This is a genomic window from Quyinboa mangrovi, from assembly GCF_042219825.1.
GTDB lineage: Bacteria > Bacteroidota > Bacteroidia > Bacteroidales > UBA5342 > JBHJHP01.
Genome location: NZ_JBHJHQ010000005.1, coordinates 299,779 through 321,340, shown reverse-complemented (window position 1 = coordinate 321,340; position 21,562 = coordinate 299,779). Strand labels below are relative to the sequence as shown.

19 protein-coding genes are annotated in these 21,562 nt (G+C 39.5%); 7 read left to right on the top strand and 12 right to left on the bottom strand.

Annotated elements, in window-relative coordinates:
• Positions 1 to 136 precede the first annotated feature (136 nt).
• The 3 genes from ACE1ET_RS12590 to folE are packed head-to-tail and all read right to left on the bottom strand — an operon-like array spanning position 137 to position 2,553.
• Positions 137 to 1,174 (bottom strand): asparaginase, encoded by a 1,038-nt coding sequence (locus ACE1ET_RS12590; protein WP_375728764.1) that lies wholly within the window; start codon positions 1,172 to 1,174, stop codon positions 137 to 139.
• Positions 1,174 to 1,941 (bottom strand): TatD family hydrolase, encoded by a 768-nt coding sequence (locus ACE1ET_RS12585; RefSeq protein ID WP_375728763.1) that lies wholly within the window; start codon positions 1,939 to 1,941, stop codon positions 1,174 to 1,176. Before ACE1ET_RS12585 ends, ACE1ET_RS12590 begins: the two co-directional genes overlap by 1 nt.
• Positions 1,942 to 2,553, bottom strand: coding sequence for a GTP cyclohydrolase I FolE (folE, locus tag ACE1ET_RS12580; protein ID WP_375728762.1), 612 nt, complete (start codon positions 2,551 to 2,553; stop codon positions 1,942 to 1,944).
• A gap of 158 nt (positions 2,554 to 2,711) precedes the next feature.
• Between folE and rfaD the strand changes: the two genes are divergently transcribed.
• Positions 2,712 to 3,680 (top strand): ADP-glyceromanno-heptose 6-epimerase, encoded by a 969-nt coding sequence (gene rfaD, locus ACE1ET_RS12575; RefSeq protein ID WP_375728761.1) that lies wholly within the window; start codon positions 2,712 to 2,714, stop codon positions 3,678 to 3,680.
• Between the two features lie 62 nt (positions 3,681 to 3,742).
• On the top strand, positions 3,743 to 4,471 hold the full coding sequence (locus tag ACE1ET_RS12570) for a hypothetical protein (protein WP_375728760.1): 729 nt from the start codon (positions 3,743 to 3,745) through the stop codon (positions 4,469 to 4,471).
• 3 nt (positions 4,472 to 4,474) lie between these two features.
• Here ACE1ET_RS12570 and buk read toward each other — a convergent pair whose 3' ends face one another.
• Together buk and ACE1ET_RS12560 are read right to left on the bottom strand one after the other, a co-directional pair.
• Positions 4,475 to 5,542 carry a butyrate kinase gene (gene buk, locus ACE1ET_RS12565; RefSeq protein ID WP_375728759.1) on the bottom strand — a complete coding sequence of 356 codons (1,068 nt, stop codon included), beginning with the start codon at positions 5,540 to 5,542 and terminating at the stop codon, positions 4,475 to 4,477.
• Between the two features lie 87 nt (positions 5,543 to 5,629).
• Positions 5,630 to 6,937 carry a sensor histidine kinase gene (locus ACE1ET_RS12560; RefSeq protein WP_375728758.1) on the bottom strand — a complete coding sequence of 436 codons (1,308 nt, stop codon included), beginning with the start codon at positions 6,935 to 6,937 and terminating at the stop codon, positions 5,630 to 5,632.
• Between the two features lie 110 nt (positions 6,938 to 7,047).
• Between ACE1ET_RS12560 and ACE1ET_RS12555 the strand changes: the two genes are divergently transcribed.
• Both ACE1ET_RS12555 and ACE1ET_RS12550 read left to right on the top strand, forming a co-directional pair.
• Positions 7,048 to 8,292 (top strand): aminotransferase class I/II-fold pyridoxal phosphate-dependent enzyme, encoded by a 1,245-nt coding sequence (locus ACE1ET_RS12555; RefSeq protein ID WP_375728757.1) that lies wholly within the window; start codon positions 7,048 to 7,050, stop codon positions 8,290 to 8,292.
• A 9-nt stretch (positions 8,293 to 8,301) separates the two neighbouring features.
• The gene (locus tag ACE1ET_RS12550) at positions 8,302 to 9,285 is read left to right on the top strand and encodes an aldo/keto reductase (protein WP_375728756.1); all 984 of its coding nucleotides are present in this window, start codon (positions 8,302 to 8,304) and stop codon (positions 9,283 to 9,285) included.
• Positions 9,286 to 9,337: 52 nt separating this feature from the next.
• Here the strand turns inward: ACE1ET_RS12550 and ACE1ET_RS12545 are convergent, their stop codons facing one another.
• The 7 genes from ACE1ET_RS12545 to ACE1ET_RS12515 form a co-directional block, all read right to left on the bottom strand.
• On the bottom strand, positions 9,338 to 10,942 hold the full coding sequence (locus ACE1ET_RS12545) for a fumarate hydratase (protein ID WP_375728755.1): 1,605 nt from the start codon (positions 10,940 to 10,942) through the stop codon (positions 9,338 to 9,340).
• Between the two features lie 280 nt (positions 10,943 to 11,222).
• Positions 11,223 to 12,047 carry an ion transporter gene (locus ACE1ET_RS12540; protein ID WP_375728754.1) on the bottom strand — a complete coding sequence of 275 codons (825 nt, stop codon included), beginning with the start codon at positions 12,045 to 12,047 and terminating at the stop codon, positions 11,223 to 11,225.
• Between the two features lie 47 nt (positions 12,048 to 12,094).
• Positions 12,095 to 12,736, bottom strand: coding sequence for a TatD family hydrolase (locus ACE1ET_RS12535; protein ID WP_375728753.1), 642 nt, complete (start codon positions 12,734 to 12,736; stop codon positions 12,095 to 12,097).
• On the bottom strand, positions 12,736 to 13,215 hold the full coding sequence (locus ACE1ET_RS12530; protein ID WP_375728752.1) for a WbuC family cupin fold metalloprotein: 480 nt from the start codon (positions 13,213 to 13,215) through the stop codon (positions 12,736 to 12,738). The genes ACE1ET_RS12535 and ACE1ET_RS12530 overlap by 1 nt, the downstream gene beginning before the upstream one ends.
• A gap of 238 nt (positions 13,216 to 13,453) precedes the next feature.
• Positions 13,454 to 14,779, bottom strand: a complete 1,326-nt coding sequence (locus ACE1ET_RS12525) for a THUMP domain-containing class I SAM-dependent RNA methyltransferase (RefSeq protein WP_375728751.1) — start codon at positions 14,777 to 14,779, stop codon at positions 13,454 to 13,456.
• Between the two features lie 11 nt (positions 14,780 to 14,790).
• The gene (locus ACE1ET_RS12520; RefSeq protein WP_375720816.1) at positions 14,791 to 15,717 is read right to left on the bottom strand and encodes a serine O-acetyltransferase; all 927 of its coding nucleotides are present in this window, start codon (positions 15,715 to 15,717) and stop codon (positions 14,791 to 14,793) included.
• Positions 15,718 to 15,920: 203 nt separating this feature from the next.
• Positions 15,921 to 16,811, bottom strand: a complete 891-nt coding sequence (locus tag ACE1ET_RS12515; RefSeq protein WP_375728750.1) for a T9SS type A sorting domain-containing protein — start codon at positions 16,809 to 16,811, stop codon at positions 15,921 to 15,923.
• 181 nt (positions 16,812 to 16,992) lie between these two features.
• Here ACE1ET_RS12515 and ACE1ET_RS12510 point away from each other — a divergent pair, with 181 nt between their 5' ends.
• The 3 genes from ACE1ET_RS12510 (at position 16,993) to trxB (ending at position 21,225) form a co-directional block, all read left to right on the top strand.
• Positions 16,993 to 19,398 (top strand): FtsK/SpoIIIE family DNA translocase, encoded by a 2,406-nt coding sequence (locus tag ACE1ET_RS12510; protein WP_375728749.1) that lies wholly within the window; start codon positions 16,993 to 16,995, stop codon positions 19,396 to 19,398.
• Positions 19,399 to 19,570: 172 nt separating this feature from the next.
• Entirely contained in the window at positions 19,571 to 20,203 is a 633-nt protein-coding gene (gene lolA1, locus ACE1ET_RS12505) for an outer membrane lipoprotein periplasmic chaperone LolA1 (RefSeq protein ID WP_375728748.1), read from the top strand.
• A gap of 23 nt (positions 20,204 to 20,226) precedes the next feature.
• Positions 20,227 to 21,225 carry a thioredoxin-disulfide reductase gene (trxB, locus tag ACE1ET_RS12500; RefSeq protein ID WP_375728747.1) on the top strand — a complete coding sequence of 333 codons (999 nt, stop codon included), beginning with the start codon at positions 20,227 to 20,229 and terminating at the stop codon, positions 21,223 to 21,225.
• Positions 21,226 to 21,562 lie beyond the last annotated feature (337 nt).

Below are 21,562 nucleotides of genomic sequence, written 5' to 3'. Positions count from 1 at the left end.
TTACTTCAAAAATGTGGCGAAAAAAACGCGCCGTGAAGTTAACAAAAAATTTTTTCAAACAAATGGTATAATGTTTTTTATCCAATTATTTAAACGATATTTATTTAAGCTTTAGTATTTTATTGAATATGTATTTTTAACAACTCATGGAGAGTTCTCCACGGATTGATCTGGGGATCCAATATTTAACCTCTTCTAAATCATCGTATCTGCCAAGCAGATACATTAATTTTGTCAATGCTGCTTCCGTTGTAATGTCATATCCATTCAGAACGCCTTTATTTAACATATCCAGGCTTGTTTCATACTTGCCCATTTCAACTCTTCCTCCGGGGCACTGACTAACATTAACAATAAGAATTCCTCTTTTAATGGCTGATTCTATCGAATCCAGAAACCAATTGTGGGTTGGGGCATTTCCTGTTCCGTAAGTTTCAATGACCACAGCCTTCAGTTCCTTTGATTCCAAAACGGAATTGATGAAATTCTTCATTCCGGGAAATATCTTGACCAGTGCAATACGGTTATCCATTGTAGTGGATAGCTTAAGCGGAAGTGGTTCATCTATTTGATGAATAAACTGTGTGTTGTAATTAATATTGACGCCGATTTCTGCCAAGGCGGGATAGTGATGTGATTTAAAGGCATTGAATTTTTCTGAATAATGCTTAGTTGTTCTGTTGCCACGGAACAGATTATTCTCAAAATAGATACAAACTTCGGGGACTATAGCTTTCCCATTTAGTTTTGCTGAAGCTATTTCGATCGCTGTTATAATATTTTCCTTACCATCAGTTCTGAGCATACCTAGCGGAAGCTGTGCGCCTGTCAGTATGACCGGCTTCTGTAGATCATCCAGCATAAAGCTCAGTGCTGAAGCAGTAAAACTCATAGTGTCGGTTCCGTGCAGAATGACAAAGCCGTCAAATGCGTTGTAGTTTTTATAAATAAGCTCTGCAATTTTAATCCACGTATCGATGGTCATATTTGATGAGTCGATAATCGGATCAAAGGAAAGCGCTGTTATACAGCAGTCAAGCCGTTTTAATTCGGGAAGCTGAACCAGAATATTTTCAAAATCCATCGGCATGAGTGAACCGTTTTCCGGGTCCTGAACCATACCAATTGTACCACCTGTATAAATCAACAGGATTGAAGTAGGTGTTTTAACCATTATTGTAAGTTGAATAAGTCGATTGCATTTCTGGTCGTGATTTCATCAACTTTTTGAAGATCGTCACCAGTGTGTTCTGAAATATGCCTGCAAATATAATAAAGATATGATGATTCATTTCTTTTGCCCCGGTATGGAACAGGTGTAAGGTATGGGGCATCGGTTTCCAGAAGTAATCGGCTCAATCCGATATCTTTTAGAACGTTTCGTAAGTTTGAGTTTTTAAAAGTTACAACGCCATTTATACCAAAATAAAAGTTCCCGAGTTTGTTTATTTTCTGAATTTCCTCAAGACCTCCGGTAAAACTATGAAAGACACCATTTAATTTTCCCCGAGAAAACTCTTTTAACACGGTAAATATTTCTGAAAAGGAATCCCGTGCATGAATTACGAAAGGCAAATTATGCTGAATGGCAAAATCGATTTGAATTTTAAACGCTTCTTTCTGTTCATTAATATAAGTTTTGTCCCAGTAAAGGTCAATGCCAATTTCTCCGATTCCTTTAAATTCATGGTCATTTATCATCTCAAGTAAAGAATTCAGTTCCCCCCTGAAACCTGTATTTACACTTGTTGGATGTAAGCCATTTAGAATTGTAAAATAGTCCGGGTCCGATTTATATGTTGAAATAAGCTGGGGATAAGATTCCAAATCAATGTTGGGGAGGATTATTCTGTCAACTCCCACATTTTTAGATCTGGATATTACATCGGTTCTGTCCGTGTCGAATTCGCTTAAATAAATATGCGAATGAGTATCTATCATTTATTTGGTTCCGTTTATCCTGATTAATCCCATAAACTCTTCCCTGGTTTTAGCGCTTGTAAAAGCACCGGTAAAATCGGACGTGGTTGTGATCGAATTAATCTTCTGGATACCACGCATCTGCATACACATGTGTTGTGCTTCAATAACAACCATTACACCCAAAGGATTTAATGTTTCCTGAATACAGTCTTTTATTTGTGTTGTCAGGCGTTCCTGTACCTGCAGTCTTCTGGAGAAAATTTCCACGACCCTGGCAAGTTTACTCAAACCGGTAATGTACTGATTTGGAATATATGCTACGTGAGCTTTACCAAAAAATGGTAACATGTGGTGTTCGCATAATGAGAAGAAATCTATATCCTTAACAATAACCATTTGCTGATATTCCTCGTGAAACATGGCAGACTTGACTGTTTCATATGGATCAAGATCATATCCCTGTGTGAAAAACTGCATTGCTTTAGCTACCCTCTGAGGTGTTTTTAATAGTCCTTCTCGTTCCGGATCTTCTCCCAGACTTTCAATGATTTGCCGATAGTGAGTGGCCATCTCACCTGTTAATTCCTTATCGTATTTATCAATCTTTATGTAGCCTTTCCCTTCTTTCATGTACTTGTTTTATTGGGTTGAATTGTCAAAATTAAGACGTTTGAGTAATTTTTTATAAATCTTAACAATAAAATTGTATTTTTACCGTTGAAAAAAATACCAGTTAATTACATAACTATTTTTAGTGATTTTTGTTGTTTAAAGGGGAAAATTAAAACATGATAATTGTCACAGGAACAGAGGGGTTTATTGGTAGCGTATTGGTGGAGAAGTTATTAGTGCGTGGCTACAAAGATTTGGTTTGTGTTGATTTGGAGCACGTAGAAAGGAACCAATACATCAGTGAAGATCTGAATATCAAAAATTTAACCCACCGAGAATTATTTGATTTCATCGAGGATAAACATCTTTTTATTGAATTTATTTTTCATCTGGGTGCATGTTCTGATACTACCCAGACAGATAAAAGGATTTTTGATGAGTTAAATCTTAACTATACCAAAAAGCTCTGGAGTAGCTGTATTAAATACGGTATTCCGTTTTTATATGCTTCTTCTGCGGCCACTTATGGCGATGGCTCAAACGGATACTCAGATGAACATGAATTAATTCCGGAATTAAAACCTTTAAATCTTTACGGGCAGTCGAAACAGGATTTTGATATGTGGGCTCTGCAGCAAGAGGTAAAACCCTTATTCTGGGCAGGTTTGAAGTTTTTTAATGTATACGGTCGTAATGAAATTCATAAAAATTCTATGGCCAGTGTAGTTTTACATTCCTTTAATCAGATCCAGAAGCAGGGGTATGTTAATCTGTTTCGCTCACACAGAGATGATGTAAAAGACGGTGATCAGTCCCGTGATTTTATTTACGTGGATGATGTTTGTGATGTGATGATGTTCTATATGGAAGAGATGCCTGCATCAGGAATCTATAATGTTGGAACAGGTATTAATCGTACATTTTCTGATTTGGCAAGGGCAACATTCAAGGCACTTGGCCTCCCTTCAAATATTAAATATGTTGATACACCATTAAAATTAAGAGGACAGTATCAGTATTACACCAAAGCCGATATTTCAAAATTGAGATCAGTGGGCTATACAACTTCGTTCACTACACTTGAAAGTGGTGTGTCTGATTATGTGAAGCAGTATTTGATGAATGTGGCGAAAGTGGCAGTCTGATTTTAGTTGTCTAATATTTCCTTATTTTTGATGGAACTTTTCAAAATGGAGAATCAAACTCAATGAAAGAAAAGCAATCCATCATACTTTTCACACTGTCGGAATCAAATCCGGCTTCAGAATTTGCATACTATCTGAGCAAAAGGTTTGAAAGAAAGCTAATTGTTTTAGGAACCGGTGATACAGAGGATGACCGTTTGTCTGTAAAGCCGGATGTTGACTTTACGGAGCAAATTGTACGTGAATTTGATCCTGTAATGATTGTATTCAGCTATTCTACAGCAAATGCGGTTCAAAGAAAACATGTACGAAAAATTCTGCTGGCATTCAGAGAACTGAGAATTCCATATACAGGTGTTTCAGAAAACTGTAATTTGCCAGAATCGATAAAAAGAGTTACTGTTCCGGTGGGTTTTTTACCCGAAGAAAAAGAAAAAGCTCCCTGGAGCAATAGTTTTATTAAATACTGTGGCGCAGAGATAACCTTATTAAGGCCAAAGGACCGGGGAACAAGAGCAGCTAAAAATGTATTATTTATTGAAAAATTTCTTAAAAACCAGAAAAATAGTTGTACGATAGCAGATGGGGAAAAGAGTAGTTTTAAAATAGAATTTGAAGCTTTGAAGAAATTTACAGCTGATACAGATATGTTCATAATTTCTGCTTCCAGAGCATATGGCTTAGATGATAACTTCTTTGGACCAAAAGAATATCATGTGCTGAAGAAATCTGAAAAGCCTGTAATGATAATTAATCCCAGGAATGATATATATGTTCTATGTGGTGATTAGGTGTCAGTAGATTTTGCATTCTTCTTCGTTATTTAAGATCCTGAGTGTGTTTTCAGCCAGGGCTCTCATTTCTTCTTCTCCAGGATAGATTTTTACAGGAGCAAAATTTTTAACCATTTTCATAATTCTGTCTACCACATATGTATTGTTTGCAATTCCTCCTGTGAGCAGAATGGCGTCTACATCACCTTCCAGAACACTGCTCATCGAACCTATTTCCTTGCCAACCTGGTATGCCATTGCAGATAAAATGAGGTTGCTTTTGGGATCACCTTCCTGAGCCTTTTTCTGAACCAGATGTGCCTGATTTGTTCCAAGATGTGCCATTAATCCTCCCTGTCCGTTGAGCATTCGTTTTACCTCATAAAGTGTATACCGGCCTTCAAAACATAATTTAGCGAGATCACCCGCCGGTATTGTCCCTGCCCGTTCAGGCGAAAATGGTCCATAGCCGTCAACGCCATTATTTACATCTATAACACGGCCTTTTTTGTGTGCACCTATAGTAATACCGCCACCCATATGTGCTACCACCAGATTTAAATCTTCATATTTGCGACCCGTTTCCCGGGCATATTTCCTTGCCGTAGCTTTTTGGTTCAGTGCATGAAAAATTGATTTACGTTCAAAAAGCGGATGACCGCTGACCCTCGCAACCGGTTCCAACTCGTCAACTACAACGGGATCTGATATATATGCTTTGCAGTTAGGTATGGATTTTGCCAGTTCAGAGGATATTATTCCACCAAGATTACTGGCATGTTCGCCCATGACACCTTTTTTCAGGTCGCTCAACAGACGTTCCGTAACTTCATAGGTACCTGAAACCACAGGTCTGATTAAACCTCCACGCCCCACTATCGCGTTAAATTTATCAAGCTCAAAGCCTTTGTTTTTTAAAGTATTAACGATAACTTCTTTCCGGAATGCATATTGATCGGAAATCTTTTGATAAGGTTCCAGTTCAATTGCGGAGTGTCTTATAGTAATAGTAAAGACCTCATCTGTGTCACTGAAGACAGAAATCTTTGTGGATGTTGATCCGGGGTTTATGACCAGAATTTTTTTCAAGCTCTGTAATTATTCGTTGATATATCACAAACTTAAAAAATATATACGCTCAAACTTCTGATAAAAGTCGTATAACAGAAATATTTATTAATTGGATTTAAGACGTTCAGGAATGCTAAGATAAAAAGTTGTGCCGGGTTCTTCATCATTGCTTTTATACCAGATATGGCCATTTAGTTTATCTGTAAAAGCCCTGGCAAGATACAGACTGAGACCAGCACCTTCATTTAATATGTTGGTACTGATATTTTTCTCTGATTTCGAAAATATATTAAAAACATTCTGACCGATACTTTTATCGATCCCAATTCCAAAATCTTTTATCATAAAAATGATGTGTCTTTTTTCATGTTTACAGCTAAATATAATCTCACCTGAATCTGAAAACTTGACGGCATTTTCCAGTATGAAAAACAAAATCTTTTCCAGAATAAATTTGTCAGAATGAATGTGAATCTGATCTTCGGGTTTGCTAATAGTGAGTTTCAGTTGTTTTTTGCTTTCTTCGATTTTCCGTTTAATAATGTTTTCCATGCTTTTCATTACATCAGTTAAGTGTAATTCAGCAATATTAAGCTTTAACTGATTGGATTCTATTTTTGAAATTTCAAGAATGTTATCAATAAGTTTAAGAAGGGAATTCCCGTTTTCATCTATAATTTTAGCATATGCGTTTTTGGAGTCTTCATCTATTTCATCCTGAGCAATTAGTTCAGAAAAACCTAGTATGGCATTCATTGGAGTTCTTATTTCATGGGAAAGATTTGCTAGAAAGATGGATTTAAGTTTCTCAGAATTTTTTGCTTCATAGTACTGATTGATATAACTCTGTTTTGCAAGGTTCATTAATCCGAATATTAAAATCAGATACATTAATATCCCGGTATAAACATCAATCTTTCTTGCTAATATTGTTTCGTATTGGCCTGTTATCCCTGGATGGGTAATATCAATAACAGCGATAATAATAATGTTTAATACTAATACAATTGTCATTAATGTATTCTGTTTTCCATGAAGGAGGAAAATCATTACACTGTACAAAAGAACAAAGAAATAAGGAGCAGGGCCTTTACTGCCGTAATTATAGAACCATAAAAAGTTCATCATAAAAAGAGTAAAGGAAATAAAGATCCATTTCAACCATAAAATATACTTCGACCGTTTCAGTAAAATCAGGATAGCGGTATAAATAAAGAATGCTGATACAGTAAAGATTATAAGTATTGTTTGAAATCCAAGAAAAATATTAATGATACTTCCTACTCCGGAAATAAAAATACCAATAATAACGATTGACGTGAGAAAAGTTCTTTCAAACGAGCTAAATTCCTTATAATTGATAGTCTTAAATGATGATGAAAATACACTTTTTAGATTGTCCTTATCAGGCATGTTAGATCAAATTTTTTACAAATTAATAAAATAAAATTAATGATCATTAAATTGGTACTAATTAATATTATTTATCACTAATTTTACAGGTCATTTAAATCCTAAAACTTATGAGAAGAGAATTTTTTGATGAAGTATACAATGAAATAGGGAAATCCAAAAATGCCGGTATGACCCATTTGACAACAGATTTGGGTAGTTTTACAGGTAGTCCTATTGAAATTGACGGAAAATTCTATGTGAATTATACCTTATGTGATTATTTGAAATTGTCACAGGATCAACGCATAAAAGAAGGAGCTATAAAAGCAGTTGAAAAATATGGTGTCTATACGGCTGTTTCAAGAACATATGTTAAATTACATTTATATGATGAGGCTGAAGAATATGTATCACAGATTTTTAACAAGCCGGTAATTTTAATACCCAGAACAACGCTTGCACACATTGCAGTATTGCCGGTTATTATTGATGACAAGGATGCCGTAATTTTGGATCATCAGGCTCATACCAGTGTAAAACTGGGGAGCGACATCTTGAAAGCTTCCGGAAATACTATTGAATTACTTCGGCATAACAATTTGAACAGGCTTGAAGAGCGTATAATCGAACTTCGTAAAACACATAAAAAAATTTGGTACTTAACAGATGGTGTATATTCAATGTATGGAGATACATTGCCTTTCGATGGAATTAAGAGTTTGCTGGATAAATACGAAGAACTTAATGTATATGTGGATGATGCACATGGTATGAGTTGGAGAGGTGAACATGGAAAGGGCTATTTGCTGGATAAAATACCGGATCATCCACGTATTTTCTTGGTAACTTCTCTGGGGAAGGGATTCGGAGCCGGAGGGTCCGCTATTGTATGCCAAAATGAACATCAGAAAGATCGCATAGCAACATGCGGAGCTCCCTTAATATTTTCATCACCAGTTGGCCCGGCAACACTTGGTGCAATTGTGGAGGCTGCCAAAATTCATCTGTCGCCGGAAATCTACGAGTACCAGAAACTATTAGATGAAAAGGTTCAGCTGTTTAACGATTTATGCGATGAATATTCATTGCCTCTGGTTGAAAAAAGTGATACTCCGATATTTTATATGGCGACATCTTTATCTGAGTTTACAACTGATGTTGCTATCAGTATGTTAAATCATGGTGCTTATGTCACAGGCGGTGCATATCCCGCTGTTCCACTCAGGAATTCAGGAACGCGGGTTATTGTAAGTAATTATCAGAGTTTGGATGAAATAAAAGATTTTTTGAGTAATTTTAAAATTGAATATGAAAAGGGGCTCGAAAAATATCAGTTGACCCCTGAAAAAATTATGAGGTTTTTTAAAAAATAAATATTGTACATGAAAACACGTCTGTTGTGTAACAAAAAAGTATCTGAAGTTGGATTAGGTACCTGGCAGCTTGGTAGTGCAGATTGGGGAAATGTTACAGAAGAAAAAGCATTTGAGATACTAACAAAATTCGTTAAAAAAGGCGGAAATTTTATTGATACGGCTGATGTTTACGGTTCTGGTTTGAGTGAAAAATACATTGGAAAATTTATTAAAGAAACCAAAGCCGATGTATTGGTTGCCACAAAACTGGGGCGCAGGACAGATAAAGAATACGGATGGCCTGAAAATTTTACGTATGATTCCATGTTGGATCATGTGGAAGATTCACTGAAACGTCTGGGGATGAGTTCCATTTTTCTGGAGCAGTTACATTGTGTTCCAAAGGATGAGTTATATCGCGGTGTCGTGTTTGATCATCTGAGACGACTGCAGGACGAGGGGTACATTGAAAACTGGGGGGCCAGTGTTGAAAACATTGAAGAAGCATTGGTGTGTCTGGATGAGGAAGGGATTTCCACGTTACAGGTAATTTTTAATATTTTCCGGCAGAATGTAGCCGATGAGTTGTTCGAAAAGGCTGCCGCTAAAAATGTGGGTATTATTGTTAGGGTCCCTTTGGCCAGCGGATTATTGAGCGGCAAGTTTGATGAATCATCAACATTTGGCTTTTACGATCATAGAAATTATAATGCCGAAGGAGAATATTTTAATGTTGGTGAAACATTTTCCGGTTTACCATTTTATGACGGTGTGAAACTGGTGGATGGGTTACGCGGCATGCTACCACAGGGCAATATGGCACAGTGGGCTATCCGATGGATTCTGGATCATAAAGAAGTATCGGTGGTTATTCCCGGAGCTTCCAAACCATCCCAGGTGGAATCAAATATGGCTGCATCAGCGCTGAAACCGCTGCCATGGGAAACACACGAAAAACTCCGGAAATTTTATAACGATGATGTGATAAGCCTTGTGAGAGGAGAAATATAAAAAACGGGAGCTTAAAGGCTCCCGTTTTCTTTTATACTTTCTGTTTTAAGGTTTACATATTCGCAAAAAAGTCATTGCCTTTATCATCCACGATAATAAAGGCCGGGAAATTTTCCACCTTAATTTTTCTGATGGCTTCCATTCCCAATTCTTCAAAATCCACCACTTCAACCGATTTGATGCTGTCCTTTGCCAGAATGGCTGCCGGTCCGCCAATAGAGCCAAGATAAAACCCGCCGTGTTTTTTACAGGCATCCGTCACAGCCTTCGATCTGTTTCCTTTGGCCAGCATGATCATAGATCCGCCCAACGACTGGAATTCGTCCACATAGGGATCCATCCGTCCTGCTGTTGTTGGTCCGAAACTACCGGATGCCATACCCTGAGGCGTTTTGGCCGGTCCTGCATAGTACACCGGATGGTTTTTAAAGTAGTCCGGCATTGGCTTGCCTTCGTCTATCATTTGTTTGATCCGGGCATGAGCCATATCGCGGGCAACAATCAGGGTGCCTCTTAGATTTAACCGTGTTTTAATCGGATATTTTGATAACTCAGCCAGCACCTCTTCCATAGGCCTGTCCAGATCAATATCCACTGCTTTTGCCATGGTTGGTGCTTCCTTAGGCAGGTATTTTGCCGGATCCTTCTCCAGTTTTTCAAGGAAAATTCCATCTGCTGTAATTTTGGCTTTTATGTTACGGTCGGCACTACAGCTTACGCCTATTCCTACAGGACATGAAGCTGCGTGGCGTGGTAAGCGGATTACCCTGACATCGTGCACAAAGTATTTTCCTCCGAACTGGGCCCCAATTTCACTTTCCTGGCAGATTTTTAATACTTTTTCTTCCCATTCAAAATCGCGGAATGCCTGTCCACCTTCATTTCCTTCGGTTGGCAGATGATCCAGGTTATGCGCAGAAGCTTCTTTAACCGTTTTGAGGTTGGCTTCAGCCGAAGTGCCACCAATCACCAGAGCCAGGTGGTAAGGCGGACATGCAGAGGTACCCAGATCCTTAATTTTGTCTTTTACAAATTTGGTGAGGTTTTCCTCTGTCAGCAGCGATTTTGTCTGCTGGTAAAGGTAGGTTTTGTTCCCTGAACCACCGCCTTTGGTGAGGAACAGAAAGTTGTATTCATTGCCTTCTGTAGCATAAATGTCAATCTGAGCCGGAAGGTTCGAACCTGTATTTTTTTCTTCAAACATGGAAAACGGAACGACCTGCGAATACCTCAGGTTTCGTTCTTTATAAGTGTCAAAGATTCCTTTTGAAAGATATTTCGCATCTACAGATCCGGTGAATACATTTTCACCTTTTTTCCCGATTACTATGGCTGTTCCGGTATCCTGGCAGGTTGGCAGCTCGCCTTCAGACGATACCACCTGGTTCATCAGCATGGTATGCGCCACGAAACGATCGTTGTCTGAGGCTTCCGGGTCAACCAGGATATTCGAAAGTTTCTTCAGATGTTTGGATCTTAAAAAAAATGAGACATCACTGAATGCCGCTTTGGCCAAAACTTCGAGCCCTTTAGGATCAACCTTCAGTATTTTTCTGCCATCGAATTCAACCTGTTGAACGTATTCTTTGCTCAACAGCTCATACTCCGTATCATCCTTTTTAACAGGAAACGGTTTTTGATACTTAAAATCAGCCATAATATATATTGTTAATAGTTTTCGAATATTTGAGGGACACAAATTTAACGTTTAAATGAGATCGTAAAAAATTCTTATGCTTAAAAAGTTGTAAAATTCTTATGAGATATAAGATATAAGATATAAGACACAAGACATAAGATATAAGACACAAGACATAAGACACAAGACACAAGACACAAGACATAAGATTTAAGAACCAAGACATAAGATTTTGATTTAGCACGGGGTTATTTGAATATGATTTCTTTTCAGGACTTTAGTCCGTTTGTACGTGAAGTTAAAGTTTGCTGCCGCAGTATTTGCAGTGTACGGCATCATCGTCGTGTCCTTCGCGTGAGCAGACCGGACAGCTTTGGGTATTCATATTTTGTTTCTTTGCCATGGTAAATTCAGTTGTGACAATACCTGTTGGCACCGCAATAATGGCATATCCCAGGATCATTAATACAGATGCGATGGTTTGTCCGAAGACCGTTACAGGTGCAATGTCGCCGTAACCAACGGTGGTGAGGGTGACAATAGCCCAGTAAATGCTTCGCGGTATGCTGGTAAATCCATTTTCTTTTCCTTCAATAAGGTACATCAGTGTTCCGACAATGATCACAATAATGACCACGAGTCCCAGAAACACCGTTATCTTGCGCCGTGATGCCATCATAGCGGACCGGATCACACTGGCTTCGCCCATGTAACGCGATAATTTGAAGATACGAAAGACCCTGAGCAGGCGGATCGTTCTGAGAATAAGCAGCGACTGGGAACCGACAATGATCAGGCTAAGATAAGTTGGTATAGTGGACAGAAAATCAACGATACCCAAAAAACTGAAAACATACCGTGTTGGTTTGCGGATGACAATGATGCGGGCAATGTATTCAATGGTAAATAAAATGGTAAAGAACCATTCAAGATTTCGTAACAGTTCGCCATGACTGGCACGGATAGGGTCCACACTCTCAAGCATTACAACCAGAATACTGAGCAGAATGGCTATTAATAATGCCACATCAAAAAGTTTGCCTTCAAAGGTATCAGCTTCAAAAATAATTTCATGCAGTCTTGACCGCCAGCCCATTGATTTATGTGTTGTTTTTTCGCTCACCGTAAATTTTAGTGTTGCCTAAAACTACACATTTAGATGAAAAACGACTAAATTTTGAAGACTTTTTTAACGTTATGATTTATTACATCGTACAATCCCGGATTGAATGTTGCTGCCAACGAGTAGATCTTTTTTATGTCATCGACCGGTGCTTCGTCTGTTTCGAAAAAAATACGTTGTTCCGGAATACTTTCAGAAAGTTTGTTGAAATGGTCGGGTTTTTTGAGCCATGAAATTCCCAGGGAAAGTGATATGTTTTGTTGCGTTAGTTGTATCGCGAGTTCCGGCTTGCCGTTAAATCCATGCACGATCCACGGCTGTTCGGGATTCAGCTCTTTTTTCAGTTCGAGCAGAATATGATATCCTTTTACACAGTGTATGATCAGCGGCTTTTGGTGTAATTCCGATAATTCAACCTGTCCCTTAAAAACCATGATCTGTTTTTCAAGATCATTCCCTTCCAGCATATCCAGTCCACATTCTCCGATGGCTACAAGATTCGGGTGGTTTAAATATGATTTCAGCTTATCCAGCTGACTTTCCGGATCTTTAATAAACCATGGATGAATGCCAATGCTGAAATAGGATTCGGTGTTGATCTGCTTATCATCAACGGAATAGGATGTTACCGAAATGATTTCCGGGGCCTTTTTTGCCTGATGTGTATGTATGTTGTAATAGGTTGACATCAGAAATCCGCTTCGCTTATGATATTTTCAAGATAGACCCTGCATTCCGGCTTACCTTCAGATGGAGCCCAGGGCGCAAAATTCTTATCGTCGGCCGGTAGATAAGGGCCGTCCTTTAATTCGTATGCTACCGTACCTTCCTTCAGGGCAATGGCCATGTGCCACGTTCTTTCGGGAATCTCAATACCAGGATTTCCGGGAAATGGTGCCAGGACATGCTTTTCTGTAATTTTGCCATCGTCATCAAAACATACAACGCCAAGTTTACCCTTCAATACGATAAAGACTTCCCGTTTATCCGGATTTTCATGTTTATGTGGCTGGACATAGGTTCCCGGTTCAAATGCATTCAACATCCGGTTCATCGGATCAGCAAAATCAGGATGGTAATTATGGTTTTTGCGTTTCCGTTCCGATAATTTTGCCTGATGGCTTACATCGGTTAATGCTTCAGAAGATATAATGGTGCATTTGCTCATAATCAATTTTATAATGAACAATGAAAATTAATAATAAGGATGAACAAGCATTGTTGTCCGGCTAAAAATCAATATTACATAAAGATTCTTCGCTTCATTTTACTCCGCTCAGAATGACAGTCTCTTAGGTTTATATGGGGCTGGAGGATGGGTTGTCATTCCGAGTGTAGCGAGGAATCTCTGAAGCTTTAACCGGACAATAGTAATGAACGATTATTCATTGTTCACTTTTCATTCTTCATTCATTTGTGTCCCGTCTTTTTCTCTGGCCGCTTCTTACCTGGCGTTCATGTTTTTTTGCCCCATCAGCACTGAAACGGTTATTCCCGTTTGAGCCGGCATTAAACCTGGGACGCCTTTTGTCTCCGTTAAAGTTCCGGTTACCGCCTTGTCTGAAATTGCCACGATCCTGTTTGGCGGCCTTTTTAGATCCTTCGTACAACTCATATTTTCTGAACTGACAGTCAAGTGGTCCGTTTTTTAATTTAATTTTATGCGAAGGACGCAGGCCGATGGCGTAGAAGCTTTCTTCAAGATAACCAAGAATCCATGCATTGAAGCCGGAAAAATGGTGCTTCAACCGTTCGCCGATAATGCCGTACAGGTTGTTCAGATCATGAACCTTCAATCGTTCACCATACGGCGGATTGGTCACAATCATTCCTTTTTCCGATTTTGGTTCCAGGTTCTGAAACGGCAGTGTATCTACTTCTATGTACCGGTTCATGCCGGCATTTTTGACGTTTTTCAATGTTTTGTCCGTGGCAATACGGGAAACGTCGGAGCCATATATCTTATGTTCGAATTCTTTTTCTGCAGAATCGTCGTTATAGATTTCATCCAGCAAATCAGCATCAAAGTCGTTCCATTTTTCAAAGGCAAACTCCTGCCTGTAAAGACCCGGAGCTGTATTGGTTGCGATCATTGCAGCCTCAACCAGGAATGTACCGGATCCGCACATCGGATCATACAAATCGCACTGTCCTTTCCAGTTTGCCAACATTAAAAGGCCGGCGGCCAAAACCTCGTTGATAGGCGCTTCGGTCTGCTCTACACGCCATCCACGTTTATGCAACGATTCGCCCGAACTGTCGAGCGATAAGGTACACTGTTCTCCCGCAATATGGATATTAAATAGAATATCAGGATTGGTGAGACTTACGGACGGTCGCTTGCCGGTTTCCTTGTTAAAGAAATCCACAATGGCATCTTTAACCTTGTAGGAAACAAATTTGGAGTGATTGAAGTTATCCGAATGCACAACCGAGTGAATGGAAAATGTCTTATCCACCGTGAGGTATTCGTTCCAGTCCAGATGGCGTAATTTGTGGTACACCTGTTCGGGATCGCTGGCTTCAAATTCATACACCGGTTTAAGCACTTTTAAAGCCGTGCGACACCTGAAGTTTGCCAGGTACAGCATCCGGTTATCACCTACACACTCTACTGCTCTCTTTAAGGGTGTCACCTCTTTAGCACCTAAATCACGCAATTCCCCGGCTAAAATTTCCTCGAGGCCTCCGAATGTTTTTACAACAATCTTAAAATCTTTTGTTTCAGTCACTATGTTTAAAATTAAATGCCACCACCATCAATAAATAAACCATCACGGGCCTTAACCTGGGATATTTTGGATCCCGGTGCAACGCTGTTGGTGATCCAGACGTTACCACCGATAACGGAGCCTTTGCCAACCGTTATTCTTCCCAGAATTGTGGCATTGGAATAAATGACCACGTCATCTTCAACAATTGGATGCCGTGGTATACCTTTAATCGGATTCCCTTCTTCATCCAATGGAAAACTTTTAGCACCAAGGGTAACTCCCTGGTATATTTTTACATTTTTACCTATTACTGATGTAGCTCCGATAACAACACCGGTTCCGTGATCAATGGTAAATGATTCATCTATAACTGCTTTCGGATGGATGTCGATACCGGTCTCAGAATGCGCCATCTCGCTTATGATCCGTGGGATCAAAGGCACGCCTAAATCTATTAGCTGATGTGCAATACGATAACTGGCAATAGCCCTGATAGCAGGGTAACAGAAAATAACCTCGCCATAATTTATGGCAGCAGGATCTCCGTTATAAGCCGCTACAACATCGGTTACGAGCTTTCTGCGAATTTCCGGCAAAGACTCTATAAACTGAGCTGCCAGTTCTGTGGCTTTTTCACGACGTGTTTCGAGTGGAACTTTATCCGGATCTTCACAATTAAAGCATAATCCGGCAAGGATCTGTTCGCTGATCAGCTCAAAAACTTTTTCGGTGTTCACACCAATATAATATTGTACGGTTTTGGGATTCACTGAAGAATCGCCAAAATAACCCGGGAATAATATGTCGCGTAACAGGTTTACAATGTCTGCCATCTTACTGTGCGACGGCATAGGCTCACCGGCACGATGTTGATGGCACACAGATTTAACCGTTTCTGTTTCCGCCAGTTTGTCAATGGTAGAAACCAGCCGCGCAGAATATTTTAAAGGACTCATGTATTTTATCTAAATTATGTTTGCAAAAATAGTTGAAAATTGAGCGTATAACAATTTAAATGGTAAAAGTGTGCAATCAATTAGTGTATTAAAACATGATTTAACAGGAAGTTTATGGCAGTATATAGAATTCCAGGGTCGACCCTGTTACTGAATAATTGGGACGGATATTTGCGGTTGCCGGTATTTGGCTACATTAGTTCTTATTGTTTTAATAAGATTTTTTTGTGATAAATTTTATTATTGGTAGTCGATAGCACAACTAAATAAATACCCGGAGATAAGTATTCTAAATTAATTTCTTCTTCTGGCGAGAATATCTCTCGGCAAGTTATGCAATGACCTGAATAATCGTAGATTTTAACGTTCTTAATTTCACTTTCATGCTTAAAATATAGAATATTAGAAGAGTGTTTTACATATAGATCTATATTCTTATCTCCTTTTGTTACAAGTATGGAAGTATTTATGTTACATCTGTTATATAACGGATTTTGATATATCAATTGTCCATCTAAAGAAAAACACAATAACTCCTTCTTGCTTCCCATATTTAAAACTCCTCCATAAGAGTAAAAAGGGTGCAGGGTTGATCCAATTCCCTCAATCCAGTACATTGTATCGACTGTTGATTCATAGTCTTCGGGGTAAGGATACGGAATATAACACATTGTAAATCTTTTCCAATTCTTCTCAAATGTAGCGATAGAATCAATTTTATTAACCCAAAATACGGCAGTATCCGGATAATATTCATTTTTTTCATCAAATAGTCTGCAATATACGGTATCTCCAATATTCAACCCAAAATCATACATTAAAAAATCCCTATTGTTATCTTTTGACCTGTAGTATACCTTTTTATCCTGAATCCTGATGAAATCGTTATTCCAATTTAATTCATTATAAAGTTTATTTTTTATGATAGTGTCTTTATTATAGTATATTTCCTCTGTTGTATATCGAGCGGGATAGGTTGATCCTGTATATAATTCATACCAAACAGGTTTGTCAGCATAAGTTGGGAAAACATTTTGAGCAGAGACTAAAATATGTGCAAATATGAACAGTGTTAAAAGTAACATACTTTTCATGGTCTTGCATTTAGAATTTAAATACTTTGGTTTTCAGTGCGAATAAAGTTACAAAAATTGCGGATAATGTTTCATGAAAATACAGGCTTATTGAAGGTATATCTTTTATTCATACATTATTTGCACTATTTTTCGTATAACTTCGTTTCTTTTTATATTTGTGCTGATAAAGAAAAAATCTATGCCCCGGAGCAAAACTAAGAAGACCAAGAGCAAACAGAAAAAGTCATCCCATTCTTTTCGTCAGTTTTTTCAGGACGAAAAGGTGCGGTTTACCATCGGGACAATCATCATTGTATTTACCTTATACCTGACACTCTCGTTTATATCCTTCTTTTTTACAGGTGGTGCAGATCAAAGCAAACTGGATCTGCCATGGGGAGACCTGATCAAGTCACCGGATATACGGGTACAGAACTGGGCAGGGAAAACGGGGGCATTTTTAGCTGACAGATTGATTAACCGTGGGTTTGGAATTGCAGCACTGTTTTATTCCTTCTTTTTGGGGGTTGTAGGGTTCAGGTTCTTTAATGTAAAGATTGTAAAAGTCAGGCATGCCCTGGTCTGGTCACTTTTAGGCCTGATCTGGTTTAGCCTGTTTTTCGGTTTTTTCTTTATAGACAATTATGAGGATACACATCTTTTTCTGGGCGGAATTCATGGATATTACATCAGCATCTGGCTGAACGCAGCCATCGGGAAATTCGGTACATTCAGCGTGATAATTCTTACATTATTACTCTTTTTTATCTTCTCGTTCAGCAATTCAATATCCATTTTAAAGTCGCTTCCTGGCAGGTTAAAATCAGGACATAAGGAAATGAATCCGGATGTGCCGATGGAAGAGCCCAAAATTGAGGCTCAGGATGATAAGGAAGCCAAAGAGGTGGATCTTTCTGATGACGGAGAACCTGTTATCGAAGAAGAGATAGTGGAACGTGTGGTGGAGGAAACTGTTGAGCCTGAACCGGAAACCAGGGAAGAGGAAAATGAACCGGAGGATGAAGATGATGATGTGACTATGACGGTTGAGGAAGGCGAGGAGGAAGAGGTAGTTAAAAAGGCCATGAAGACGGAAGACATGGAGGACTATGATCCCACACTGGATTTGTCACGTTACAAATATCCCGGTCTTGACTTGTTGGTGGAATATAAAAATGATGAGGTTGTTACGGACGAAGAATTATACGAAAACAAAAACAAGATTGTTCGTACGTTGGAAAGCTACGGCATTTCCATTGATAAGATAAAAGCAACTATTGGTCCTACCGTAACACTGTATGAGATTATTCCGGCCAAAGGTGTCAGGATCGCCAAGATTAAGAACCTGGAGGACGATATTGCACTCAGTTTATCAGCTCTCGGAATTCGTATAATAGCTCCGATTCCCGGCAAGGGAACCATTGGTATTGAGGTGCCGAACAGCAGGCCGGAGGTGGTTTCCATGCGAAGTGTGATCGCGAGTAAAAAGTTCCAGGAAAGCAAATATGAACTTCCGGTGGCAATCGGGAAAACAATAACCAACGAAACGTTTACGTTCGATCTGGTTAAAATGCCACACCTGTTGGTTGCTGGTGCTACCGGGCAGGGTAAATCAGTTGGTTTGAATGCTATTTTAGCGTCACTGCTGTTCAAGAAACATCCGGCTCAGCTTAAATTTGTGTTGATTGATCCCAAAAAGGTAGAACTGAGTATATATACAAAAATTGAAAATCATTTTTTAGCCACACTACCGGATGCCGATGAATCTATCATTACGGATGTTCAAAAAGTGGTTCAGACCCTGAATTCACTTACCATCGAAATGGATGCGAGGTATGATCTGCTTAAAAAAGCACATGCAAGAAACATCAAGGAATATAATACAAAATTTATTAAGCGAAAGCTGAATCCTGACAATGGGCACCGGTTTTTACCCTATATTGTTGTGGTTATTGATGAGTTTGCAGACCTTATCATGACAGCGGGTAAGGAGGTGGAACTACCCATTGCACGTATTGCTCAGCTGGCCCGTGCCATCGGTATTCACATGATCATTGCTACTCAGCGACCATCAACCAATATTATTACGGGTGTCATAAAGGCAAACTTTCCTGCCAGAATTGCATTCAAGGTATCTCAAATGATCGATTCGCGGACTATTTTGGATACACCCGGTGCTAATCACCTGATTGGTCGTGGTGATATGTTGATCAGTTACAACAGCGAACTGGTGCGTGTGCAGTGTGCGTTTGTGGATACGCCGGAGGTGGAGGAGATTGTAACCTACATCGGTGATCAGCAGGGCTATCAGATGCCCTTCCAACTGCCGGAATATGAGTCTGAGGAAGTTACGCCGGGAAGCGCTGAAGATTTGTTGGCCTCTAAGGATTCGCTGTTCGAGGAAGCTGCCCGCATTGTGGTGGCACACCAATCGGGATCAACATCCCTGTTGCAACGGCGTTTTTCCATTGGCTACAACCGGGCAGGTCGCATTATGGACCAGCTGGAAGCCGCCAGCATTGTCGGCCCCTTTGAAGGCAGCAAAGCCCGGAAAGTACTGATTCCGGACGAGATATCGCTTGAGCATCATCTGAATGCCCTGTGATAGACATAAGACATAAGATACAAGACATAAGACTCAAGAATCAGGTATTAAGACAAAACAATTCACAATTTCTAATTCTTCATTCATAATTCCTAATCCATAATTAGGTTACTGAGCCTGTCGAAGTATTTTGGCCTGCTTTTTGATATATGTAAAAAACTAAATATTAATTATGAAGCATCTGTCATTCACCATAATATTTCTGTTGGCTTTTTTTCAGCTAAGTGCTCAGTTTAATCCTGAGGCGGTTGAAATTATTAAACCGGTATCTGAATCGATCTTGAATTCAAGTGGCGTATCTGCTGATTTTGTGTTCACTCTTGAAAACAAGCAAAAGGAGCTGAGCGAAACAGATTCAGGAAAACTGGTGTTGCAGGGGAATAAATATCACCTGTCCGTGATGGGAACCGAGACTTATTTTGACGGAACAACACAATGGGTTCATATGGTGGATGAAGAGGAGGTGAATATTTCCAATCCTGATCCGGATGATAAAATGGAGCTGACACCGGTTAATCTTTTTACATTGTATGAGCAGGGATTCCGGTTCAGAATTGTGGAAGAAAAAGGAAATGAGGTGACTATTGACATGTTCCCGGATGATAAGGAAATGCCGTATTATAAAATCAGGCTGGTGATTGACACGGCAGCAAAACTGTTTAAGGCAGTGGAAGCTTATGGCCGGGATGGTGTTGATACCAAAGTTGAGATAAAAAACATGCAAAAGGGGTTGAACCTAAACGAAAGTGAGTTTGTTTTCAATTCGGCTCAGCATCCGGATGTTGAAATAATTGATATGCGATAAATAGTAACTAAAACATAAGACAAATGGACTTTAAGAAAATGAATCTCTCCGATGCTCCTAAAGTATCAAAAGATGAACCAAAGGAAACAGAAAAAGTAAAATGTCTGATCATTGGTTCGGGACCTGCGGGGTATACTGCAGCCATTTATGCTTCAAGAGCAAACCTTTCGCCGGTGATGTACGAAGGCATGCAGCCCGGTGGACAATTGACAACTACGACTGAAGTAGAGAACTTTCCCGGTTATCCATCAGGAATTACCGGTCCTGAAATGATGGAAGACCTGAAAAAGCAGGCAGAACGTTTTGGCGCTGATATTCGTTTTGGAATGGCTACTGAAGCTGATCTGAGTAAGCGTCCGTTCAAGGTAACCATCGATGATAATAAGACAATAGAAGCCGAGGCACTGATCATAGCAACCGGTGCTACTGCAAAATATCTTGGTCTTGAAGATGAGGATAAATATGCCGGAATGGGTGTGTCTGCGTGTGCAACCTGCGATGGTTTCTTCTACCGCGGAAAAGATGTAGCTGTTGTGGGTGGTGGTGATACGGCTGCTGAAGAAGCATTGTATCTGGCCGGACTATGTAAAAAAGTTTATATGGTGGTGCGTCGTGATGAATTGCGTGCCTCGAAGGTGATGCAGGATCGTGTATTTAAAGCAAAAAATATTGAAGTGCTATGGGAGCATCAGACCAAGGGATTATTCGGTGAAAATGGTGTAGAAGGTGCGGTACTATGGCATAAAAAGGGAACACCTGAAGAGAAGGAAGTGAAGATTAGGATCGATGGATTTTTCCTTGCTATTGGTCATACACCAAACTCACACATCTTTAAGGATTATCTTGAAACGGACGAAGTTGGTTATATAAAAACCGTTAGTGGTACACCAAAAACCAATATTCCAGGGGTGTTTGCCTGTGGCGATGTTCAGGACAGAATTTACCGTCAGGCTGTAACTGCTGCAGGTTCAGGTTGTATGGCAGCTATAGAATCAGAACGCTTCCTGGCAGAACAGGAATAAGAAAGACTTTTACTTATAACAACATAGCTGACGGCTCCGGATTTTTGCGGAGCCGTTTTTGTTTTTTGTGGAGGGTATGTATTTAATGTCGGTTCCGGGGGTGAGTCATATTTCATGTGTTTGCATTAATATGCGGCCTTGCTGTGTCTGTATTTCAATAAACGCAACCAACACAGGCCTTGAATTACATTTTGTTCAATAACCCGGGGTTGCACTCGCAATGCTCATTTACCCCGGGTTATTTGCTTAGCCCCCTTCAGGGGCTTATCGTTGTATTAGAAGAAGTCAGTCAAAGTTGTGAGTTCTACCCCTCTTTGTTTTGCAGTGAAACGGAAAA

What these genes read in the sequence shown, in the direction of transcription:
- ACE1ET_RS12510 (WP_375728749.1), top strand. Translation starts at nt 16,993, where the DNA reads ATGCCCCGGAGCAAAACTAAGAAGACCAAGAGCAAACAGAAAAAGTCA.
- rfaD (WP_375728761.1), top strand. Translation starts at nt 2,712, where the DNA reads ATGATAATTGTCACAGGAACAGAGGGGTTTATTGGTAGCGTATTGGTG.
- ACE1ET_RS12530 (WP_375728752.1), bottom strand. Translation starts at nt 13,215, where the DNA reads ATGAGCAAATGCACCATTATATCTTCTGAAGCATTAACCGATGTAAGC.
- folE (WP_375728762.1), bottom strand. Translation starts at nt 2,553, where the DNA reads ATGAAAGAAGGGAAAGGCTACATAAAGATTGATAAATACGATAAGGAA.
- ACE1ET_RS12550 (WP_375728756.1), top strand. Translation starts at nt 8,302, where the DNA reads ATGAAAACACGTCTGTTGTGTAACAAAAAAGTATCTGAAGTTGGATTA.
- ACE1ET_RS12585 (WP_375728763.1), bottom strand. Translation starts at nt 1,941, where the DNA reads ATGATAGATACTCATTCGCATATTTATTTAAGCGAATTCGACACGGAC.
- ACE1ET_RS12560 (WP_375728758.1), bottom strand. Translation starts at nt 6,937, where the DNA reads ATGCCTGATAAGGACAATCTAAAAAGTGTATTTTCATCATCATTTAAG.
- ACE1ET_RS12520 (WP_375720816.1), bottom strand. Translation starts at nt 15,717, where the DNA reads ATGAGTCCTTTAAAATATTCTGCGCGGCTGGTTTCTACCATTGACAAA.
- ACE1ET_RS12555 (WP_375728757.1), top strand. Translation starts at nt 7,048, where the DNA reads ATGAGAAGAGAATTTTTTGATGAAGTATACAATGAAATAGGGAAATCC.
- ACE1ET_RS12570 (WP_375728760.1), top strand. Translation starts at nt 3,743, where the DNA reads ATGAAAGAAAAGCAATCCATCATACTTTTCACACTGTCGGAATCAAAT.
- ACE1ET_RS12535 (WP_375728753.1), bottom strand. Translation starts at nt 12,736, where the DNA reads ATGTCAACCTATTACAACATACATACACATCAGGCAAAAAAGGCCCCG.
- trxB (WP_375728747.1), top strand. Translation starts at nt 20,227, where the DNA reads ATGGACTTTAAGAAAATGAATCTCTCCGATGCTCCTAAAGTATCAAAA.
- ACE1ET_RS12545 (WP_375728755.1), bottom strand. Translation starts at nt 10,942, where the DNA reads ATGGCTGATTTTAAGTATCAAAAACCGTTTCCTGTTAAAAAGGATGAT.
- lolA1 (WP_375728748.1), top strand. Translation starts at nt 19,571, where the DNA reads ATGAAGCATCTGTCATTCACCATAATATTTCTGTTGGCTTTTTTTCAG.
- ACE1ET_RS12590 (WP_375728764.1), bottom strand. Translation starts at nt 1,174, where the DNA reads ATGGTTAAAACACCTACTTCAATCCTGTTGATTTATACAGGTGGTACA.
- ACE1ET_RS12515 (WP_375728750.1), bottom strand. Translation starts at nt 16,811, where the DNA reads ATGAAAAGTATGTTACTTTTAACACTGTTCATATTTGCACATATTTTA.